Source organism: Paenibacillus sp. FSL K6-1330 (assembly GCF_037976825.1).
Taxonomy (GTDB): Bacteria; Bacillota; Bacilli; order Paenibacillales; family Paenibacillaceae; genus Paenibacillus_AQ.
Window position 1 is genome coordinate 2,136,959 of sequence record NZ_CP150269.1, and the last position, 19,444, is coordinate 2,156,402.

General features: G+C 47.9%; 17 protein-coding genes. 14 read left to right on the forward strand and 3 right to left on the reverse strand.

Annotated elements, in window-relative coordinates; genetic code table 11:
* Positions 1 to 218: 218 nt before the first annotated feature.
* From kduD to kduI, 3 genes are all read right to left on the reverse strand, one after another.
* Positions 219 to 971 carry a 2-dehydro-3-deoxy-D-gluconate 5-dehydrogenase KduD gene (gene kduD, locus NYE54_RS09595; RefSeq protein ID WP_076320483.1) on the reverse strand — a complete coding sequence of 251 codons (753 nt, stop codon included), beginning with the start codon at positions 969 to 971 and terminating at the stop codon, positions 219 to 221.
* Between the two features lie 77 nt (positions 972 to 1,048).
* Positions 1,049 to 1,798 (reverse strand): DeoR/GlpR family DNA-binding transcription regulator, encoded by a 750-nt coding sequence (locus NYE54_RS09600; protein ID WP_339271814.1) that lies wholly within the window; start codon positions 1,796 to 1,798, stop codon positions 1,049 to 1,051.
* A 40-nt stretch (positions 1,799 to 1,838) separates the two neighbouring features.
* Positions 1,839 to 2,672 (reverse strand): 5-dehydro-4-deoxy-D-glucuronate isomerase, encoded by an 834-nt coding sequence (kduI, locus tag NYE54_RS09605; protein ID WP_339271816.1) that lies wholly within the window; start codon positions 2,670 to 2,672, stop codon positions 1,839 to 1,841.
* Between the two features lie 276 nt (positions 2,673 to 2,948).
* On the opposite strand from kduI, the gene NYE54_RS09610 reads away from it, so the two are divergent.
* The 14 genes from NYE54_RS09610 (at position 2,949) to araD (ending at position 19,399) form a co-directional block, all read left to right on the forward strand.
* Positions 2,949 to 3,833: a glycerophosphodiester phosphodiesterase family protein gene (locus NYE54_RS09610; RefSeq protein WP_339271818.1), complete on the forward strand. Its 885-nt coding sequence runs from the start codon at positions 2,949 to 2,951 to the stop codon at positions 3,831 to 3,833.
* Between the two features lie 288 nt (positions 3,834 to 4,121).
* Positions 4,122 to 4,583 (forward strand): transposase, encoded by a 462-nt coding sequence (locus NYE54_RS09615; protein WP_339271819.1) that lies wholly within the window; start codon positions 4,122 to 4,124, stop codon positions 4,581 to 4,583.
* On the forward strand, positions 4,561 to 4,860 hold the full coding sequence (locus NYE54_RS09620) for a hypothetical protein (protein WP_339271821.1): 300 nt from the start codon (positions 4,561 to 4,563) through the stop codon (positions 4,858 to 4,860). The genes NYE54_RS09615 and NYE54_RS09620 overlap by 23 nt, the downstream gene beginning before the upstream one ends.
* A gap of 130 nt (positions 4,861 to 4,990) precedes the next feature.
* A complete protein-coding gene (locus NYE54_RS09625; protein WP_339271823.1) occupies positions 4,991 to 6,910 on the forward strand; it encodes a serine hydrolase domain-containing protein in 1,920 nt (639 codons plus the stop codon).
* 104 nt (positions 6,911 to 7,014) lie between these two features.
* Positions 7,015 to 7,698 carry a response regulator transcription factor gene (locus tag NYE54_RS09630; protein WP_339271825.1) on the forward strand — a complete coding sequence of 228 codons (684 nt, stop codon included), beginning with the start codon at positions 7,015 to 7,017 and terminating at the stop codon, positions 7,696 to 7,698.
* Positions 7,695 to 8,954 (forward strand): HAMP domain-containing sensor histidine kinase, encoded by a 1,260-nt coding sequence (locus tag NYE54_RS09635; RefSeq protein WP_339271826.1) that lies wholly within the window; start codon positions 7,695 to 7,697, stop codon positions 8,952 to 8,954. Before NYE54_RS09630 ends, NYE54_RS09635 begins: the two co-directional genes overlap by 4 nt.
* A gap of 24 nt (positions 8,955 to 8,978) precedes the next feature.
* Positions 8,979 to 9,740, forward strand: a complete 762-nt coding sequence (locus tag NYE54_RS09640) for an ABC transporter ATP-binding protein (RefSeq protein ID WP_339271828.1) — start codon at positions 8,979 to 8,981, stop codon at positions 9,738 to 9,740.
* Between the two features lies 1 nt (position 9,741).
* Positions 9,742 to 12,081 (forward strand): ABC transporter permease, encoded by a 2,340-nt coding sequence (locus tag NYE54_RS09645; RefSeq protein WP_339271830.1) that lies wholly within the window; start codon positions 9,742 to 9,744, stop codon positions 12,079 to 12,081.
* Between the two features lie 288 nt (positions 12,082 to 12,369).
* The gene (locus NYE54_RS09650) at positions 12,370 to 13,110 is read left to right on the forward strand and encodes a hypothetical protein (protein WP_339271832.1); all 741 of its coding nucleotides are present in this window, start codon (positions 12,370 to 12,372) and stop codon (positions 13,108 to 13,110) included.
* Between the two features lie 225 nt (positions 13,111 to 13,335).
* A complete protein-coding gene (locus NYE54_RS09655; RefSeq protein WP_076320488.1) occupies positions 13,336 to 13,746 on the forward strand; it encodes a BlaI/MecI/CopY family transcriptional regulator in 411 nt (136 codons plus the stop codon).
* On the forward strand, positions 13,746 to 15,608 hold the full coding sequence (locus NYE54_RS09660; protein ID WP_339271833.1) for a M56 family metallopeptidase: 1,863 nt from the start codon (positions 13,746 to 13,748) through the stop codon (positions 15,606 to 15,608). The genes NYE54_RS09655 and NYE54_RS09660 overlap by 1 nt, the downstream gene beginning before the upstream one ends.
* 328 nt (positions 15,609 to 15,936) lie before the next feature.
* On the forward strand, positions 15,937 to 17,424 hold the full coding sequence (araA, locus tag NYE54_RS09665) for an L-arabinose isomerase (RefSeq protein ID WP_339271835.1): 1,488 nt from the start codon (positions 15,937 to 15,939) through the stop codon (positions 17,422 to 17,424).
* A gap of 101 nt (positions 17,425 to 17,525) precedes the next feature.
* Positions 17,526 to 18,614 (forward strand): GntR family transcriptional regulator, encoded by a 1,089-nt coding sequence (locus tag NYE54_RS09670; RefSeq protein ID WP_339273436.1) that lies wholly within the window; start codon positions 17,526 to 17,528, stop codon positions 18,612 to 18,614.
* Positions 18,615 to 18,709: 95 nt separating this feature from the next.
* Positions 18,710 to 19,399 (forward strand): L-ribulose-5-phosphate 4-epimerase, encoded by a 690-nt coding sequence (gene araD, locus NYE54_RS09675; RefSeq protein WP_339271837.1) that lies wholly within the window; start codon positions 18,710 to 18,712, stop codon positions 19,397 to 19,399.
* Positions 19,400 to 19,444 lie beyond the last annotated feature (45 nt).

The window sequence follows — 19,444 nt, forward strand, 5'->3', positions numbered from 1 at the left end:
TTTCGTAAAGTTAGGATGTCCCAAAGGATGGTTCGTATATTCGTGAAATGTCGGTACCCGGCAAGAACTTAGGGTCTCTAATCAGATGAAAGAGGAAAATGGACGAAAAAGAGGCTGTGCTTCCTCTGCCTGCAGCAGCAGTGGAAAAGCACAGCCTCTTATCGCTAGATTGGGATGAAACTTAGGTTGACATGCTTTTGATACAGCGCTTATGACCCTTAACGGGCCATCCATCCGCCATCAACACAAAGTACATGTCCGTTCATATAATCCGAAGCGGCGGAAGCGAGGAATACGGCAGGTCCGCCAATATCCTCGGGTTTACCCCAGCGTCCGGCAGGAATACGATCCGTAATGGAAGTGCGTCGTTCCTCATCCTGACGGATAGCTGCCGTATTATCGGTTTCGATATAACCGGGAGCAATTCCGTTCACCTGGATGCCACTGGCTGCCCATTCATTAGCCAATGCTTTCGTAAGACCGGCAACACCATGCTTGCTTGCCGTATATCCGGGCACGTTGATTCCGCCTTGGTAGGACAGCATCGAGCAGATATTAATGATTTTGCCGCTGCCGCGTTCAATCATATGTCTTCCGGCCAGTTGGGACAGTAAGAATACAGTATTCAGATTCAAATCAATCACGTCAAGCCAATCCTGTGTAGCATGATCCTTGGCCGGTGTCCGGCGGATAATGCCGGCATTGTTCACGAGAATGTCCACGTGCCCTGTTAGCTCCAGCGCTTGGTCAAAAGTCTGCTGGAGTTTGCTCTGGTCGCTTAGATCGACCTGAATTTCGGAAGCTTTTCTGCCGAGTGAAGTGATGGCATCTATCGTTTCGGCGCTTGTATTCATGGACACGGCAACGATATCCGCGCCGGCTTCGGCTAGAGCTATCGCGATGCCTTGTCCCAATCCTCTGGCGGAACCAGTGACGATTGCAGTTTTGCCTGATAAATCAAACCTGTTCATGCTCCGTAAATCCCCTCTCACTTGCTCTCTATTAGAATCGTATGAAGCTAGCCCGGTCGTTAAGTTTTATGCAGCGGTTACAGCATAGTAACGCCGGCACCATCATATTGTTTGATCGTCTCGGGAGACAGTCCCGCATCGGTAATGATGCCGCTGATCTCCTGCAGGGATGAAAAAGTCCTTAATGCCGTTTGCCCGAATTTATGATGGTCAACAACGGCATAAACCTCCAGCGAGGTTTCGATTAATGCCCGTTTGAAAGGGATCAAGTCCCCGGTATATATGGACAATCCATGATCAAGATGGACGCCCGTCGCGGATATGAAGGCCTTTTGAATGTTCAGCTGGGTTACATACGATACGCCTTCGGGGCCTGCTAGCATATTCCGGACCCGGTAGCCCCCCGGTACGACCAAACGGATATGATTCTTCGTCGCCAGTTCGCTGATGATATAGACATCGTTCGTAATGACCGTTAAGGGCACGTCTTCTAGCCTGCGGGCGATCTCCAGCGTGGTGCTGCCTCCGTCCAGGGCAATGATGTCGTCGGTATTGATATGCTTCAGTGCTTTCAGCGCGATTTCGGTCTTTTCATTCGGGTGCTTGGCAAGTGGTTCTTTGGACGGCAGGATGCCGAATTGATCGCTGTGCGCAAGCACAGCCCCGCCATGCACACGAACGATTAGACCCTGTTCCTCCAGTTTGGTCAGATCCTCGCGAATCGTTTTTCCGGTCACCTGAAGCTGCTGGCTAAGATCGGCGACAGTCACTTCTTTATGGGTTAGAAGGTACTCCATTATTTTTTCATAGCGTCGTAACGGGTTCATATGAATCTCAACTCTTCCGTGGGTTAATGGATAATCCCCTCTATTTTAAATCTTTTATGGACACTGGGTCCATATCATCATAACGTTTATTATCTCCGGCCATACCCCAGATGAAGGTATAGTTGCTTGTGCCTACGCCGCTGTGGATCGACCAGCTTGGCGAAATCACGGCCTGTTCATTGCGCATAACGATGTGCCGCGTTTCATTAGGTTCCCCCATCAGATGGATGACCACCGCTTCTTCCGGTAAATCAAAATAGAGATAAGCCTCCATGCGTCTTGGATGGGTATGGGCAGGCATCGTGTTCCACATGTTTCCTTCTTTCAGCAGGGTCATACCCATAACAAGCTGGGCGCTCTCAATGCCTTTTTGATGGATGAAACGATAGATCACACGATCATTGGAATTTTTGATATCGCCCAAAGCGCTGGAATCAGCTTCCTCCAAAGTGGCTTTGGCTGTCGGGAATGTTTGGTGCGCCGGAGCAGAATTTAAATAGAATTTAGCCGGTTTGGCTGGATCCGTGCTTTTAAAAATAACCTCTTCCGCGCCCATGCCAACGTACAAGCATTCTTTGTTGTTCAACTCATGCTCCGTACCGTCAACCAGTACGGTACCATGTCCGCCAATATTGATAATGCCAAGCTCGCGGCGCTCCAGGAAAGAGGAAACACCCAGCTCTTTAAGGTCCGTTTCCAATTTGACCTGCTCTCTAACGGGAGCGGCGCCACCGATGATCATACGATCTTCGTGCGTCAGGACAAGCTCCAGCTTGTCAGGTGTAAACAGGACCGGGATATGGAATTCCTTGCGGAGTCTTTCTGTGTCAAATTGTTTCACTTCGTTCGGGTGTGAGGCATAACGTCTTTCCATGTTCATTCATCTCCTCAAGATTGTATTTTAATGAAATTTATAATGTTCATATATGTACAAATTACTCCATTTACGTTCATATTACAAGAGCTAAATATAAAATGAACAAAAATCATACCTGGTGAACAATGAGCTGAGTTCATTCATATCTGACTGAACTTGGAGCAGAAAGGGAAGAATTAGCATCAGATGAGGAATGTGCAGGCCGCCCTGAAATGACCCTCCAGCGAGGTAGCTATGAAGTGAACATGGTACGACTAGGAGATTGATAGCCCAATGAGAAGAATGATTTTTATCGTAACAGCTGTGCTTGCAGTGACCGGTTCTCAAAATATGGCTGATGTCCCGCATTATCCTTTTCATCAAACCAGGGAACAGGAAGTCTGGATGAGGTCGGAGAATGAACGCGATCAGTCCTGGGTCAATATCGCCCATCGGGGGGCATCGGGTTATGCCCCGGAAAATACGATGGCTTCTTTTGTTAAAGCCTTAGATGTGGGAGCGGATATGCTGGAACTGGATGTCCAATTAAGCAAGGATGGACAGGTCGTCGTGATTCATGATTCTACGGTTGAGCGAACCACCAATGGAGAAGGAGAAGTAGGCGATTTAACCTTCGAGGAGCTACGTATGCTGGATGCAGGTTCATGGTACGATTCGGCGTTTAAAGGAGAAGTTATTCCCGCTTTGGCAGAGGTGCTTGAGCATTTCGCGGGGCGTATCGGGCTGTTGATCGAATTGAAATCTCCCTCCCGGTATCCGGGTATCGAACAAAAGGTTGCAGACGATTTGAAAAGGTATATCATCGGCGCTGATGGTGGTGATCGGTACAAGGACCTGATCATCGTGCAGTCAGCAGATACGGACTCGCTGCTTCGGTTCCGCAAGCTGATGCCTGATATCCCGCTGGGCGTTGTTATCACCAGTGCGGGCGACTTATCCAAGCAGCGATTGGAGGATATGAAGGCCTATGCGGAGTATGTGAATGTATCGATGAGGCTGGTATCCAAAGGGCTGGTCCAAAAGATACATCAATCCGGGATGAAAACGATGGTCTGGACCATTCGAGATATGCTGCAAATTCCTTATGTGCTTCAAATTAACGTGGATGGGATTATTACGGATTACCCGGATCGGGTACCGATATCCTATACGAAATGATCATAATTAAGGGTTGTCACTTGGGTTCGTTTTTTCACCTGCAGGGACAGCTCTTCGTATTATCAGGTTAGCCAGAATCTTCTGGTTGGCCTTTTTTGTGGTCGTTTTACGATGGGGGGAGCGTGGGAGCTTTAGGGGCAGTGATCCCGTAATAAAACTGTTCTCTCACGACCTCCAAAAGACCATGTTTGAGCTGGTAGGGGCGGTAGACCCCGTATCACAAGCGAAGCTATGGATTTGGAACCATCGTGGAAAAGGCCGGTGAAATCAAGGAGAAGGAGTGAAGAAATGGAACCTGTTGGTCACGTGGATGTAGCTAAAGGTTCAAGTGTGGTACAGGCATTCCGGAAACGAAACGAGCCATATGGAAAAGCTGTAGACATTGAGCATGGAACGAGTGGATTCGAACAATTCGGGGAAATGCTGGGTAGGCTTCAAGCTGAAACGGGTTTGGCTCCAGTGGTGATTCTGCAAGCAACAGGGCATTACCACCGTGCATTGGTTTCATATTTTGATCGAAGTGGCTACACCTATTACATGGTGAATCCGTTGCAATCCAAACGAGCGAAAGGGACACCGTTACGCAAAGTCAAAACGGATGCCCTGGATGCCTGGCATCTGGCTGAGATGTACTACCGTGGCGACGTGAAGCCGCACCGAACGTGGAATGAGACGTTTACGGAGCTGCAGCATTTGACAAGGCAGCAAGTTCGTCACGGGAATCTTTGTGCAGGCGAAGCTGAACAGTAGAGCCTTACTGGAGCAAGTGTTTCCGACATATCAGCAGGTATTCTACAATGTGTTTTCGGCAACGTCATTGACGGTACTGGCCCGTTGTTTAGAGGGAGATGCCGAAGATTGGAACGAAACTGGCCGCAGAAGGGGCAGCCCTACCAAGATTAAACCATATTTAACCAAAACCTCCATAGAAGTGGAGGTTATTCGGGTTGTTCGGAAAAAGTATATCAATGATTGTATTCTTAGCCGATCAGAAGATTGGCGTACCGGAGTGGAGAGGCAGATTTAAGAAATGGTTAAGGAATGGATAAAGATTGGATAAGGATTGGATTAGTATGATGAAACTGCGGCCGTAACCGGTTATGCATATCCGTGTAATGTACGGTAGATAGGATAGAAATGACGAAAGGAGCATCAGAATGAAAGCGAAGATGAATCGAGTAATCATAAATCTTCTCATAAGTGCCATCATTTGTACCGCTTTTGCTGTTCCCGCCCTTGCCGAGGGCCCGAGTACCGAGCAAACCCCTTCAGGCATACCTTACACCCGACTTGAGCAGGAGATCGATCATTATGTGAATTTGCATATCGGCAAATCCAGCCCGGGCGCGGCTATTGTAGTAACGAGGGGGAACAGGATCATTTTTTCCAAAGGGTATGGATACGCAGATGTAGAAAAGCAAACTTCTGTAGACCCTGCAAGCACCGTATTTGATTACGGTTCAATCAACAAGCTTTTTGTGTGGACGTCTGTGATGCAATTGGTAGAGGAAGGGAAGATCAGGCTGGACGAAGATGTCCGGAAGTATTTTCCCGAATCATTCGCGAAGAAGCTTCGCTACGACAAACCGATTACGATGCTGAATATTATGAGTCATACTTCCGGTTTTGAGCAGCATCCGCTCGCTCTGTTTATCAAGTCTCCGGAGAATATGAAATCCTTGTCCGAGACGCTGTTATCTCCACAACCCGCTCAGATATACGAGCCGGGCAAAGTGATAGCTTATTCAAACTATGCTACGGCACTGGCAGGATTTGCGGTTGAGAGTTTAAGCGGCAAGCCGTTCTATGAATATGAAATGGAACGGATTTTGCTCCCCTTGAAGATGAAGAATGCCTCGGGCCATCCGACGCTGCAGGATCGACCGGAATTAATGGATTCGGCAGCTACAGGTTACGGAGCTGCGTCGAATGGCGGATTTGTAGCAAGAGACCGTTACTACGTGCCTTTGTATCCTGCCGGAGTCATGAAAGGGACGGCGGAAGATCTTGCCCGTTTCGCTATGGCTTTAACAGCCGATGACAGTCCTCTTTTTGCCCGGCAGCAGACATTGCAAACGATGCTTGCCAAAAGTTACTCGCCGCATAAGGACATCCCTTCCAATGCCCATGGGTTCTGGGAATATAATGCCCATCCCTATGCTATAGGGCATGCCGGAAATACGATGGGCTTCTCCAGCAATCTTGTCGTGGTTCCCGAGGAGAAGTTGGGCATTGTCATTTTGACGAACGCGGAAGTGGAGCAGAGCATAACCTCGGGGGTCATCAACCTGATGATTAAGAGCAAGGAGACGGAGCCGTCGTCATCCGGCGGCGATTTGCTGTCATCCGCGGATGTGGCCGGGCATTATGTGCTCTCGGGAAATACCTATAGCACCTTTCAGGAGGTTATAAGCTACCTGGGATTAATTAGAATTGAAGCGAAGGGCGAGCATGATCTCATCGTAAATGTGATGGGAATGTCCGGAGAGTACAAGCAGATCAGTCCGAATATTTATAAAGTGGACGGCACCCGGTTTCCTTCCATTTATAAACTTGCTCCAGTCCTGTATGTTGAAAAAACAGAGGGTAAAATAACGAGGTTAAGCAAAGGAAAGGCAACGGATATCGTACCTGTAAGGAAGGGACGTGATCTTCCCTTGTTGTATACCCATCTTGTCGTTGCCGTCGTAGCGGTCGTCTTTTTCTTGCTTGCACCAATAGTATTGTTAATCCGCTGGTTTATACAAAAAAGTAAAAAAACGTCGACATCGAATTCATCGAGCCGCTGGTTTGCCGCAGTGATATTATGCGGAAGCGCTTTAGTAGTGAACGTAGTACGTCTGCTCCTGCTTGCCTTTACAAGTGATATGGAGACCGCCAGTTGGCTGAATTTTGGAATTGCGATAAATGGAATCCTGCTTATTCTCGCTGTCCCGATGCTGATCATTTCTATTCTGAGAGGGAGGAAATATCCGTTAAGCAAACAGCAGAAGTGGTTTCGAATACTTTCAACCATGCTTCTTGCAGGTTTTATCATTTTGCTGGCCGACTGGAATTTTTACCGCTTCATAAATTAAATGCCTTACGCGATGAATGCACTGTTTCTCCTTGTTCCTTTCCATGATATCTTAAGTATGGGAAAGGATAGGTCCTAGTTTTCGCGGATAAATGGAGAATGAGAATGAATTATGATTGTTTGATTGTAGATGACGAGACTGTTTTGGCAGCAACCACTTGCGAGTATTTAAATATGTTTGATGTCCCGGCGGCTTACGTGACGAGCGCGGAGGAGTGTGAACGTTTTTTGAGGGAACACGAGGTTTCCCTAATCTTGCTGGACATTAATCTGGGCCGGACCTCAGGTTTTGATCTGTGCAAAAGGTTAAGGCAAACCTCGGATATCCCTATCCTGTTTATCAGTGCCCGCTCAAGTGAAGACGATATACTAATTGCGCTCAACATCGGAGGGGATGATTATATACAAAAACCTTATACGCTCAGTATTTTGCTGGCGAAAGTTCAAGCCGTGCTCAAAAGATATAAAAAAAACGGCGCTGCGGATTTCCTGGAGTTCGGTAGGGTTCAGATGGACTGCGTCAAGTCACGAGTTCGTGTAAGTGGCGAAGAGGTCAAGTTCAAGGCTTTAGAATATAAATTGCTTTTGTATCTGGCTCAGAATAAAAACCGGGTGGTTACGAAGGAGGAACTGTTTGCAAAGGTATGGGGAGATTTGTTTACGGGTGACGGAACCCTGAATGTCCATATTCGTCATTTGCGGGAAAAGATTGAAGAGGATCCCAATAGGCCGCAGTATATCATAACCGTATGGGGTAAGGGATACATGCTGGAGGATGGTGGACGTTGAAATCCAAATGGATGTACCTGACGATGGTTGCGGTTTTTATGGCAGGGCTTCTTGTTTTTGTACGGATGATGGCGACGGGAGTGGATACGGATGTGGATATCGTTATGGTCAACAAGGTGCTGAAGACGGTTGAGAATCACTGGGAGCACGTTGACCAAGGCGATTACAGCGGAATTACGCAGCGTTTTGTCGTTCTGGACCAGAAGGGGGCGGTTCGTTACGAGACTTCGGACGGATTGTTCACGAATGTTTACGATGCTATCAAGAACAGAGGGATCGTTCTGGATGTGAAGGTGGAAGGAAAGTTCGTAGGGAAACTGATCCTTTTTGATGATTATGAACAAAGGGTTCAACGCAGCAAGAAACACCTGGTTGTTGTCCTATTGACGATCTTTGCTGTATTAGCTCTGTTATGCACGCTATATATCATCATGTTGAACCGCTTGGTGATCAGGCCCTTCAAGAAGCTGCAAAGCTTTGCCCTGAACGTGGCCAGAGGAAATTTAGACGTTCCGTTAAGCATGGATAGGAGCAATCTGTTCGGTGCATTTACCGAAAGTTTCGATATCATGCGCGAACAGTTGGCGACCGCCCGCCAAAGAGAATATGAAGCCAACCGCAGCAAGAAGGAACTGGTCGCCAGTCTGAGCCATGACGTAAAAACACCGGTGGCCTCCATCAAAGCGGTTAGCGAGCTGATGCTGCTTCGCGTCGATGATGAGAAGCTGATCAGGCAGCTCAACATGATTCACTCGAAAGCCGAGCAAATCAACGGGCTGGTAACCGATATGTTCCATGCGACGCTTGAGGAGCTAAAGGAACTGAAGGTGAACGTTACCGAGGAGTACAGCAGCGTTCTGAATACGATCATCGCGAATGTCAATTTTGATGATCAGATCACCTTCGACTCCATTCCGAAATGTTTGATTCTTGTCGATGTGACGCGTCTTCAGCAGGTCTTTGATAACCTCCTGGGCAACTCTTATAAGTACGCAGGTACCAATGTTCGTATTTCCTCATACATAACTCCCCCTTATTTACATATCGAGATTATGGATTTTGGAAAAGGCATTGAAGAAGTTGAATTGCCGCTGCTCTTCAATAAATTCTATCGGGGCAATAACGCCTCGGGGCAAACCGGTGCGGGTCTCGGCCTATATATATCCAAATACCTCATGCAGAGCATGGGCGGGGATATATCGTGCCATAATCGCGATAACGGTTTTACGGTCAAGCTTCAAATCAAACTGGTCTGACATGGACAGAGGAATGATTCATTGATGAAAAAGGCGATACTCAGAACGGAAAAGCTCTGCAAGACATACTCCACCGGCGGAATTCAACAGCATGTTCTGAAAAATTTGGATATCAGCATAATGGAAGGCGACTTCACTGTCATTATGGGCAGTTCCGGTTCAGGCAAATCGACCTTGCTTTATGCTCTCTCCGGCATGGATAAACCGTCGCTAGGGGAAATCCATTTCGAAGGGCATAATCTCACAAGTTTGAGCAATGATAAGCTCGCGATTTTTCGGAGGAATCACTGCGGGTTCATATTTCAGCAAATCTACCTGCTGGATCATATGACCGTACTGGATAATATCCTTGCAAGCGGGCTCCTCGTGAACAAGAACAGGCAGGCCGTAACAGCAAAATCCAAACAACTGCTGGAATCGGTGCAATTAAATGAGGAATCATGGGCAAAATTCCCCTCCCAGCTGTCCGGAGGCGAGGCGCAACGAGCCGGAATTGTGCGCGCTCTGATCAACAGTCCGAGGATCGTATTCGCTGATGAGCCGACAGGAGCGCTGAACTCGGCGTCAAGCAACAGCGTGCTCGATGTGATGACTGAGGCCAACCGCAAAGGACAGAGCTTTGTGATGGTTACCCATGATCTTAAAACGGCACTGCGAGGCAACCGGATTCTTTACCTCCGTGATGGTATGATCTGCGGTGACTTGGATCTCGGGGATTACACTCCGGGTTCCAGCCTTGATCGTCAAGAGAGGCTGAATTTCTTTTTGGCCGAAATGGAGTGGTAGCATGGCTATCTTCAAATTGTCCATTGCTAATATGAAAAAGGCGAAGAGCGCGACAATCTCTTTATTTATCATGATTTTGATTGCGGCTATGCTGTTGAACATGGGTCTGACGTTAATGAGTAAAATGAGCCATTTTTATGAAAACAAGACCATGCAACTGGATGAGGCTCACCTTAGCATTGCAATGAACAAAGACAGCTTTGAACCGTCGTATGAAGATTTTTTTAGAGCTTATCCCGGTGTGGAAAAGACGAAGACGGAGCAAATCATTTTATTGCCCATGGTCACGATTCGGTATAAAAAAACGGATTTTAGCACCAGTGCCGCGATATTGAATGCGGATCTCAGCCGGACTATAGCGCCTTTGCGACTAATTGAGGAATCCAGGTCTGAACTTGGAAAGAGAATCTATCTGCCTTACGGGTTGAAGATCGACGGGGACTACCGATTGGGCGATCATTTTAGTCTGACTTATCAAAATAAGACCTACGGTTATCGGGTAGCAGGCTTTTTTGAATCGACGTTAATGGGTTCGACCAGGCTGGGCATGCTGAAGTTTTATTTGCCAGGTGAAGACTACAGTGAGTTATTTCGGGAACTCGGCTCTTCGGCCAGCGGGGTTCTGATGTCGGCAACTTTTAAAAACAGCGAACATTCGAGCGAGATGCTCCGTGATTACCATGAAAATTTCTCGTATTCCAACCATTCGAAGGATGCCGGTTTTTGGAGCGGCGATATAAAGATGGCGAAGGATAGCACCGTGACCGTTGATACGATCGCTATGATTTTGGTGGCATTCGCGGTTGTGCTCGTTCTGGTATCGGTCATTGTCATCGATTTTCAGATTTCTAACAGCATTGCTGACGGAATGGTAAACATAGGTGTGCTAAAAGCGTTAGGGTATACCGGTCGGCAAATCATATCCTCGATGGTATTCCAATTTATGCTGGTCTCGTTCGCGGGAAGCATTGCAGGCATAATCGCTTCTTATATAGCAATGCCCGCATTCTATGACGTTTTTTCAAATTTGAATAAACTGCTATGGCCGGGCGGGTCTCACCCCGGAACAGATTTGGCCAGTGTTTTGATCGTAAGCCTGCTGGTGCTTATCGTAGCTTTGCTTTCATCCATACGGATTCGTCGGCTGCACCCTATCGCTGCCTTACGAAGAGGGATTGCGACTCATAGTTTCAAGCGGAATTGGTTTCCGATGGATAAGGCCAGAGGCGGCCTGCAATTTGTACTCGGGTGTAAAAACCTGGTTCATAATCTAAAGCTTAATATAATGACCGCCGGTATTATTGCCTCGATTACCTTTGCCTCTGTTTTTTCGGTGGTGTTGTACTACAATATGGCTCAGGATAAAACAGATTTTTTTCTAATGATCGGTACTGAGACGCCTGATATCGGAATTCAGGTGGCAGCCGGAAAGGATAGCGGGGCATTGCTTCGTGAATTAGAGCAGATGGAAGGCGTAGAAAAGGCGATCATTCAGGATACTCTCGCAACGATGATCGACGGCCAAATGGTGACTGCGGAGTTTTCGGACGATTTCAAAAAATTGAACACGAATAAGATCTTCAAGGGTAGCTATCCGGAGTTTGACAATGAAATTGCGATTTCCGGAAGATTAGCCAGGCGGCTCGATAAAGACGTTGGCGATATGATTAGCATGGGGACGGGCAAGGACACTCATGATTATCTGATTACCGGGTTGAGTCAAGAAATTCATTCGGACTCGGCCGGAGTATCCTTGACCCAGGATGGGGCGAAGCGCCTGATTCCCGGTCACAAAGGCATGTCTATAAATGTCTATCTGGATGATTCCGGCGAGACGGATATGGTAAGCATGATTGAGGATAAATATGGAAACATGGTTCAAGCCATTACGAATGTAAAGGAGTCGTTGAAGAGTCAAAGTGCGGATTTGACTTCTGCCATTTTCTCGCTTATGGCCAGTATTCTCGTAATCACCTTCCTGATCTTATTCCTGATTCTTTATCTGGCCGTTAGTACGATCATTCGTAAACGGAAGAGAGAGTTAGGCGTTTTCAGAGCGATTGGCTATACCACCTTCCAGCTGAGGACGCAGATTGCCTTGGGCTTTATGCCGGTTGTCATCCTCAGCGTAGTGCTCGGTGGAGTGCTCGGTTCCCGATACTTTAATTCCGTACTTAAGCTGGTGCTTTTTGATTCTGGAGCCGCCAACATGAAACTTATCGTGAATCTTCCTCTGGTTATAATACTATGTACTGCAGTTATTTTAGTATCCTATGTGGTCTCCATGCTGGTCTCACGCAGGATTAAGCAGATCACCCCGTACGGCTTGATAACTGACTAGAAATGTATGGAGGCTGGCCGAGGCGCAAGAGAAATTTTAAAGTGACGGTGGACCTACTCCTAATCAAGATAGAGCGAAAAATCATGCAAGCAAGCCCATTTAGTCCGCTACAGGATCGCATGGGCTCTTTTTTACCATGATCCGCAGACGCGCGGATCTTTTTTGTATTCAACGAAAAAAAATCTGCACAAACCGTGTTGACATTATTGAACTACAGTTGTAGTATTGATTTGTAACTACAGCTGTAGTTTATAAAAACAAAAAATTATAGGAGAGGAGCATTACCAAATGAAGGCAGCAACGAAAGTAGCGATCGCGACACTAAGCAGCATTTTATTAATGGGTTCTTCCGTAAGTCTCGCGGCGAAGGTGCAGTCCAACGAGAAAGCCCAAGAAGCCACTGTTAAAAAAACAGACGAAGCAGCCAAGCCTATATCTGCAGAGGAAAAAAAGTTTATCGAAGCTGAGATCCAGAGAGTGAAGGAGTTGGCCCAAGAATCGGGTGATATGTATGTCCTGTATCATAAGTACCCAAAATTAAATAGCGGATTTGATATTAGCTATTGGGGAGGGATTCATGAATTCACAACATACGAGGACTACTTGAAAAAAGCTTCAACCCTGAAGGGATCCATTCTGCAGCAGCCTGCCAACCTGCCAAAGGGATATAAGTTTTTATCAGCGGTCATTGAAGGTCCGATCGAAGGAAAGTTCGTTGATGAAGTAAGGGCCGAAGGTAAGAAGAGCGGAAAGCCCATCTATGTGAAAAAGATCGATTGGAAAGAGGCGGCAACCATCCGTCTTAAATATGCGAGCGGAAAAGACACGCTGGGCTTTTCCAAGGATACGGTAGATTCGAAGGGAAGCAAGAAAAAAGGTTTCTTTGACGATAAGCTGCCGAAGAATGTCTTTCCAAAATACGTTTTTTGGAATGATGGCGGCAAATTCGAATACAGCATTTCAACCTCCTCTTTGGATATGTCCAGGAAACAGAAGATCGAAGTGCTAAAAGCAGCCGTGAAAAAATAACATTTTGCGCCAGCTATATTTTTCTCGGACAGGCGCTCCAAAATACGATGACATGGGTTCTTTTGCAGATCATCATGCCCACAGGCGGTGCGAATCATTTTTTCGTGTAACAAAAACGAGAAATTACGCTCTGCCAAACAAGTTGACATTACTAAACTACAAATGTAGCATGTGTATTATAACTACATATGTAGTCTGAGTAAATTGACTTTGGAGGTTTCATGCATGAATCAAATACCACCAATTACGGATGCAGAGCTGGAAATTATGCGCGTATTGTGGACAAATCCGGACTGCCCTTCCAGCGAGGTCGTAAAACAAATGACGGATCAAATGGGGTGGAGCCCCAATACGACCCGGACGCTCCTCAGTCGTCTGGTGCAGAAGGAAGCAGCGGGTGCGAAACTGGAAAAGGGTTCAAAGCGCACCCAACTATTTTATCCGATCATCAGCGAGCAGGAGTATCTGCAGTCCGAAACCAAATCCTTCATGAAAAAGCTTTATGGGGGATCTTTAAAGCCGATGCTGGCCAACTTTCTGCAGGATAAAAAACTGAATGCGCAAGAAATCGAGGATCTAAAAGCATTGTTTGACGATAACCGCAGCGACGGGGAAACAGAAAAGAGAGAGCCCTGATGAGTCCTACATTGCATGAAAATTTATTGTCTTTTTTTGGCTGGGTGATTCGCGGATCGTTCATGGCCTCCATCCTGATCGTACTTGTGCTGATTCTACAGTTTCTATTAAGAAACAAAATTGAGGCTAGATGGAAATATTGGCTTTGGCTACCTGTAGCCATACGTTTGCTGCTCCCTTGGGCTCCGGAATCCTCGCTTAGCCTGTACAATGTTCTGTCTTTGGAGGCCATAGCACCCGGTATTCATCAACAAACTCAAGTTTCATCGGGTGGGAAGGAAGCGGGGAGAATAAGCGAGGCGACGGTTCATGTTGAGCGCTCTATAAACCCGGGAGCAAGCGGAACCTCGGAAGTACCTGCTCCATCCCTTGAATCGGGACTCGTGCAGGAGAGCGGCTTTTGGTGGAATGGGTTCAACCAAATAGGCTTCACCAATACGCTGATTGCGGTTTGGTTTGCGGGCGTGCTGCTTCTTGCCGCTAAAACGATATACGACCAGCTTCGATTGAAACAAGCCCTGCGCGCGGGCCGAAAGATAGATACGCCTTTTCTATCGGCAGTGTTTCACGAGACGAAACAGCAATTAGGCGTGAAGCAAAAAGTGCAATTTCTGTCCAGCGAGCGAATTCCTGGACCTGCCGTGGTCGGTTTTAGCAAGCCGGCGATCGCCATTTCGCCCAGTCTGCTCATCACGCTGAAAAAAGATCAACTTCAATATATTCTGGCGCATGAGTTCGCACATATTCAGCGGCGGGATGTCGCCGTGAACTGGTTGATGCATACCATCCTGATCATCCATTGGTTTAATCCGTTATTATGGCTAGCCGTACGTAAAGCAAGACAGGATCAGGAGATGGCCTGCGATGCATGCGCCTTGAATCGGATGAGCCCGCAGCAAAACAATGCATACGGACAAACGATCATCCATGTGTTGGAGCATTTTTCAGGAAACCAACGCCAGCCGGGGCTTGCCGGCCTGTCCGCCACACATAAACAAATGAAAAGGAGACTTACGATGATTAAACATTTTCACAAAAAATCATACCGTCTATCCATTCTGGCAATGGGGATGATTATCGCGCTTGGCAGCGTGACATTGGTTAATGCTAAGGAAAGCGATGCAGGGAGCGTAACACCAAAGGCTTCCGTGCAATCGGAACAGGATTTAAAAGCTGCTGATATGATCTATCCCGAGGGAGATATAGACCGCGAGCTCTACAAGAAAGAACTGGAAAAGGCGCAGAAAAAAGCAGAAGTTGCAGCCAAGGCTCTAACTCCAGAGGAAAAGAAGTATATCGAAGCTGAGACCAATAGAGTGAAGAAGCTAAGTAATGAGACAGGCGATATGTACGTTCTGTATCATAAATATAAGGATCTTAACAGCGGATTCGACCTAAGTTATTGGGGAGGGATAGAAACATTTACCGCTTACGAGGACTACTTGAAAAGAGCTTCCACGCTGGAAGGTTCCATCCTGAAGCAGCCCGTCAACTTGCCGGAGGGATATAAGTTTTCCAAAGCGAGAATTGAAGGTCCAACTGAAGGCAAGCTCCTTGATGAAGTAAGGGCCGAAGGCAAGAAGAGCGGAAAACCCATCTATGCGAAAAAGATAGATTGGGAAGAGGCGGCAACCATCCGTCTTGAGTATACGAACGGGAAAGACACACTGGCCATTTCAAAGTATACGTTGGACTCAGAGGGAAGTAAGAAGAAAGGCTTCTTTGAGGATGACTTCCCGGCGCATATCTATCCAAAATACGTGTTTTGGCATGAAGGCGGCTTCGAATACAGCATTTCAGCCACATGGGATATGTCCAAAGAACAGAAGATCGAAATGCTGAAAGCAGCGGTGCAGAAATAATATTTTGAGCAAGTCATTAAGCATCACAACCAATCCGGGAAATCCGGTGGCGAAAAAAAACTGATCTATTGGCTGAAATTGCGGTCAAGAAATAGAGTGCACTTTTCAATTTTGCAGTTCGTAGATCCTGATTCAAGGCCCAATATACGATTAAATAAAAAAAGCCTGGTTTTCCAGGCTTTTTTTATTTTGATCTTGCTATTTCTGAGATGCGGGGGTAGAATGTGAGTGATTCAACTTGTACGTACATTTATGATTTGATCTATATGTTTGTTTATAGGTATGTACAAGTTGGTAAGCAAGCATTCATACAGGAGGCGTTATAATTATGAATTTGAAACCGCATTCTTTTTGGTTCGTCACCGGAAGCCAGCACTTGTATGGCCCCGAAACGCTGGAGCAGGTAGCTGAGCATTCCCGCATCGTGGCAACGGAGTTTGATAAAGATCCTGTATTTTCCTATCCCATTGTGTTCAAGCCGATCGTAACGACACCCGATGAAATATACAACCTGATTCTTGAGGCCAACAATGATGAGTCCTGCGCAGGTATTATGACCTGGATGCACACCTTCTCCCCGGCCAAAATGTGGATCGCGGGTCTATCCCAATTGCAGAAGCCGCTTCTTCATTTCCATACCCAATTCAACCGGGATATCCCTTGGGAAACGATTGATATGGATTTTATGAATTTGAACCAATCCGCGCACGGTGATCGCGAGTATGGTCATATTGGTGCCCGTCTCGGCATTGCTCGCAAGGTGGTTGTGGGCCATTGGGAAGACGGGGAGGTTCGAGGCAGCATTGCCGGCTGGATGAGGACCGCTGCGGCCTATGCCGAAAGCCGCAGGCTGAAAGTGGCCCGCTTCGGCGATAATATGCGCCAAGTGGCGGTAACCGAAGGGGATAAAGTAGAAGCCCAAATCAAGCTTGGCTGGTCCGTGAACGGTTATGGCATCGGCGATCTTGTGCAGTCCATGAATGAAGTCGGCGATGAAGAGGTTAAGGCGCTCCTGAACGAATATGCGGAGTTGTATTCCATAACCAAGGAAGGGCTTAGCGACGGTCCCGTGCGCGATTCGATTGCGTATCAAGCCCGGATCGAGATTGCGCTTCGTCGTTTCCTCGAAGAGGGCGGCTTTGGCGCATTCACGACGACCTTTGAGGATCTGCATGGAATGAAGCAGCTTCCGGGACTCGCCGTACAGCGTCTGATGGAGTCGGGATACGGCTTCGGCGGGGAAGGGGATTGGAAAACAGCTGCCCTGACGCGTGTATTGAAGGTGCTTGCGGGCAATAAAAGCACTTCTTTCATGGAGGACTACACCTATCACTTCGAGCAAGGGAATCATATGATTCTTGGATCGCACATGCTGGAGGTATGTCCGACCATTGCACTGGATAAACCGACGCTGGAAGTTCATCCACTCGGGATCGGAGGCAAGGGAGATCCCGCGCGACTCGTGTTTAACGGCCAAGACGGCCCGGCGGTCAATGCTTCCCTGATCGATCTGGGTCACCGCTTCAGACTGCTGGTGAATGTCGTGGATGGCGTCAAGGTGGAGCAGCCGATGCCGAAGCTGCCGGTAGCCCGTGTGCTGTGGAAACCGCAGCCATCGCTCCGCGAATCTGCGGAAGCGTGGATATTGGCCGGTGGAGCGCATCACACCGTTCTCTCTTATGCCATGACGGCTGAGCATTTGAGCGATTGGGCGGAGATGGTCGGCATTGAAGCGGTCATTATTGATAAGGATACAACGATACCGCGCTTCAAGAACGAGCTCCGCTGGAGTGAAGCCGCATACCGCCTGCGGTAACTGGTTCTGTCAGCATTCCCCTGGCCTGTGTTACAATAGCGAGATAACTTAGGATTGCAGGTGATCCTAACATAATGAGTGCGTGAGGCTAGAGGTGAATGATGAATAATAGACGGATACCCAAATATATTGTATTAAAAAACGAACTGCTCTCCTGGTTTGAATCCGGCCGGCTTCAAGCGGGCAAACAAGTTCCTTCGGAGCATGAAATCGCCGACCAGTTCGGCGTAAGCCGCCAGACGGTCCGCCAAACCTTCGGCGAGCTGGAGAAGGAAGGCTGGCTGGAACGGATTCAGGGCAAAGGGACGTTCGCTAGAAATCCCGGGCGGCGGGAGAGCAAGCAGGTTAAGACGATTGGCATCATAACAACCTATATCTCGGATTATATTTTCCCGCATATCGTTCGGGGAGCGGAGGCGGAGCTGCGCAGCAAGGGATACCGCCTGCTGCTCTCCAGTACCGATAACAACAAGGAGAAAGAGATGGAGAGTCTTCAGCTCATGACCAGTCAGCCGCTTAGCGGGCTGATTATCGAGCCGACCAAGAGTGCGGAGGGCAACCCGAATTTGACGTATTTCCTATCCCTGCAGGAGAAGGGAATCCCGTTTTTGATGATCAATGAGAAGTATCGGGAGTTGGAATGTCCTTGTCTGAAGCTTGATGATGAGCTTGGCGGTTACAAGGCTACACGTCATTTGATCGAGAACGGACACCAGGCGATCGCCGGATTCTTCAAGCGGGACGATCTTCAGGGTGTGAACCGGCTGAAAGGCTTCTTACGTGCGCATCGCGAGGCGGGAATTTCCGTTTCGCCGGAGCGGGTGGTTACGTATACAACGGAACAGAAGGGAAGTTTTCCGTATGATCAGGCCGTCCAGTTGCTGAAGCAGCCGGATGAGCTGCGACCGACGGGGTTTGTATGTTATAACGACGAGCTGGCTGTGTCTTTAGCAGAGGCTGCCGGACAATGCAGGCTGCAAATCCCGCAGGATGTGTCCCTGGTCGGGTTCGATGATTCAACGCTAGCCGAAGCTTCCGGCGTGAAGCTGACAACGATGACCCACCCGAAGACAGAGATGGGGATTATGGCGGCCAGACAATTAATTAGCATGATTGAGCATCATAGCGTTATAGAGGATACGGTATTTCAACCGGAGCTGGTGGAGAGAGAATCGGTGAAGAAACGGTAGAGGATATAGGAGTGAAAGGTCCGAAGTTTCGGACCCTTGTTTGTCAACTTGTACGTACAACTACATTTTTGAAATATAGAGAGGAGCGGTTGTTCATGTTGGAGGATTTAAAGCAGCAGGTGCTGGAGGCGAATCTGGAGCTTCCGATGCACGGACTCGTTACCTTTACATGGGGAAATGTAAGCGGTATCGACCGTGAACAGGGACTGTTTGTCATTAAGCCAAGCGGCGTGCCTTACGAGGATTTAAAAGCGGACGACATGGTCGTGCTGGATTTGAAGGGAAATGTCGTTGAAGGCGATTTGCGACCATCCTCCGATACCCCGACACATCTGGTCCTCTATCAGAAATTTAAAGAGATCGGCGGAATTGTGCATACCCACTCTCCATGGGGAACGAGCTGGGCTCAAGCCGGACGCGCGCTTCCTGCTTACGGAACCACGCACGCCGACTATTTTTACGGGGAAATTCCGGTTACGCGGCCCATGACCCGCGAAGAAATTGAGGGGGCCTACGAGTTGGAGACGGGCAACGTCATTGTTGAGCGATTCGCAGACCTGGATCCGAACATGGTGCCTGGCGTGCTTGTCCATTCGCATGCGCCATTCGTGTGGGGCAAGGATGCGCATAACGCGGTTCATAATGCGGTAGTGTTGGAGGAGTGCGCCAAGATTGCAGCCCGGATGCAGCAGATTAATCCGGAAACCGAACCGATGGATCAGACGCTGCTGGATCGCCATTTTTTACGGAAGCATGGAGTTAATGCCTATTACGGTCAAAAGTAATGCTTGTATTCATCATTCATGATTTCATCTGTAGGAGGAAATGAG

Bases quoted from the DNA above. Each gene is read 5' to 3' on its own strand.
- kduD (WP_076320483.1), bottom strand. From the start codon at position 971: ATGAACAGGTTTGATTTATCAGGCAAAACTGCAATCGTCACTGGTTCC.
- NYE54_RS09600 (WP_339271814.1), bottom strand. From the start codon at position 1,798: ATGAACCCGTTACGACGCTATGAAAAAATAATGGAGTACCTTCTAACC.
- kduI (WP_339271816.1), bottom strand. From the start codon at position 2,672: ATGGAAAGACGTTATGCCTCACACCCGAACGAAGTGAAACAATTTGAC.
- NYE54_RS09610 (WP_339271818.1), top strand. From the start codon at position 2,949: ATGAGAAGAATGATTTTTATCGTAACAGCTGTGCTTGCAGTGACCGGT.
- NYE54_RS09615 (WP_339271819.1), top strand. From the start codon at position 4,122: ATGGAACCTGTTGGTCACGTGGATGTAGCTAAAGGTTCAAGTGTGGTA.
- NYE54_RS09625 (WP_339271823.1), top strand. From the start codon at position 4,991: ATGAAAGCGAAGATGAATCGAGTAATCATAAATCTTCTCATAAGTGCC.
- NYE54_RS09630 (WP_339271825.1), top strand. From the start codon at position 7,015: ATGAATTATGATTGTTTGATTGTAGATGACGAGACTGTTTTGGCAGCA.
- NYE54_RS09640 (WP_339271828.1), top strand. From the start codon at position 8,979: ATGAAAAAGGCGATACTCAGAACGGAAAAGCTCTGCAAGACATACTCC.
- NYE54_RS09645 (WP_339271830.1), top strand. From the start codon at position 9,742: ATGGCTATCTTCAAATTGTCCATTGCTAATATGAAAAAGGCGAAGAGC.
- NYE54_RS09650 (WP_339271832.1), top strand. From the start codon at position 12,370: ATGAAGGCAGCAACGAAAGTAGCGATCGCGACACTAAGCAGCATTTTA.
- NYE54_RS09655 (WP_076320488.1), top strand. From the start codon at position 13,336: ATGAATCAAATACCACCAATTACGGATGCAGAGCTGGAAATTATGCGC.
- NYE54_RS09660 (WP_339271833.1), top strand. From the start codon at position 13,746: ATGAGTCCTACATTGCATGAAAATTTATTGTCTTTTTTTGGCTGGGTG.
- araA (WP_339271835.1), top strand. From the start codon at position 15,937: ATGAATTTGAAACCGCATTCTTTTTGGTTCGTCACCGGAAGCCAGCAC.
- NYE54_RS09670 (WP_339273436.1), top strand. From the start codon at position 17,526: ATGAATAATAGACGGATACCCAAATATATTGTATTAAAAAACGAACTG.
- araD (WP_339271837.1), top strand. From the start codon at position 18,710: ATGTTGGAGGATTTAAAGCAGCAGGTGCTGGAGGCGAATCTGGAGCTT.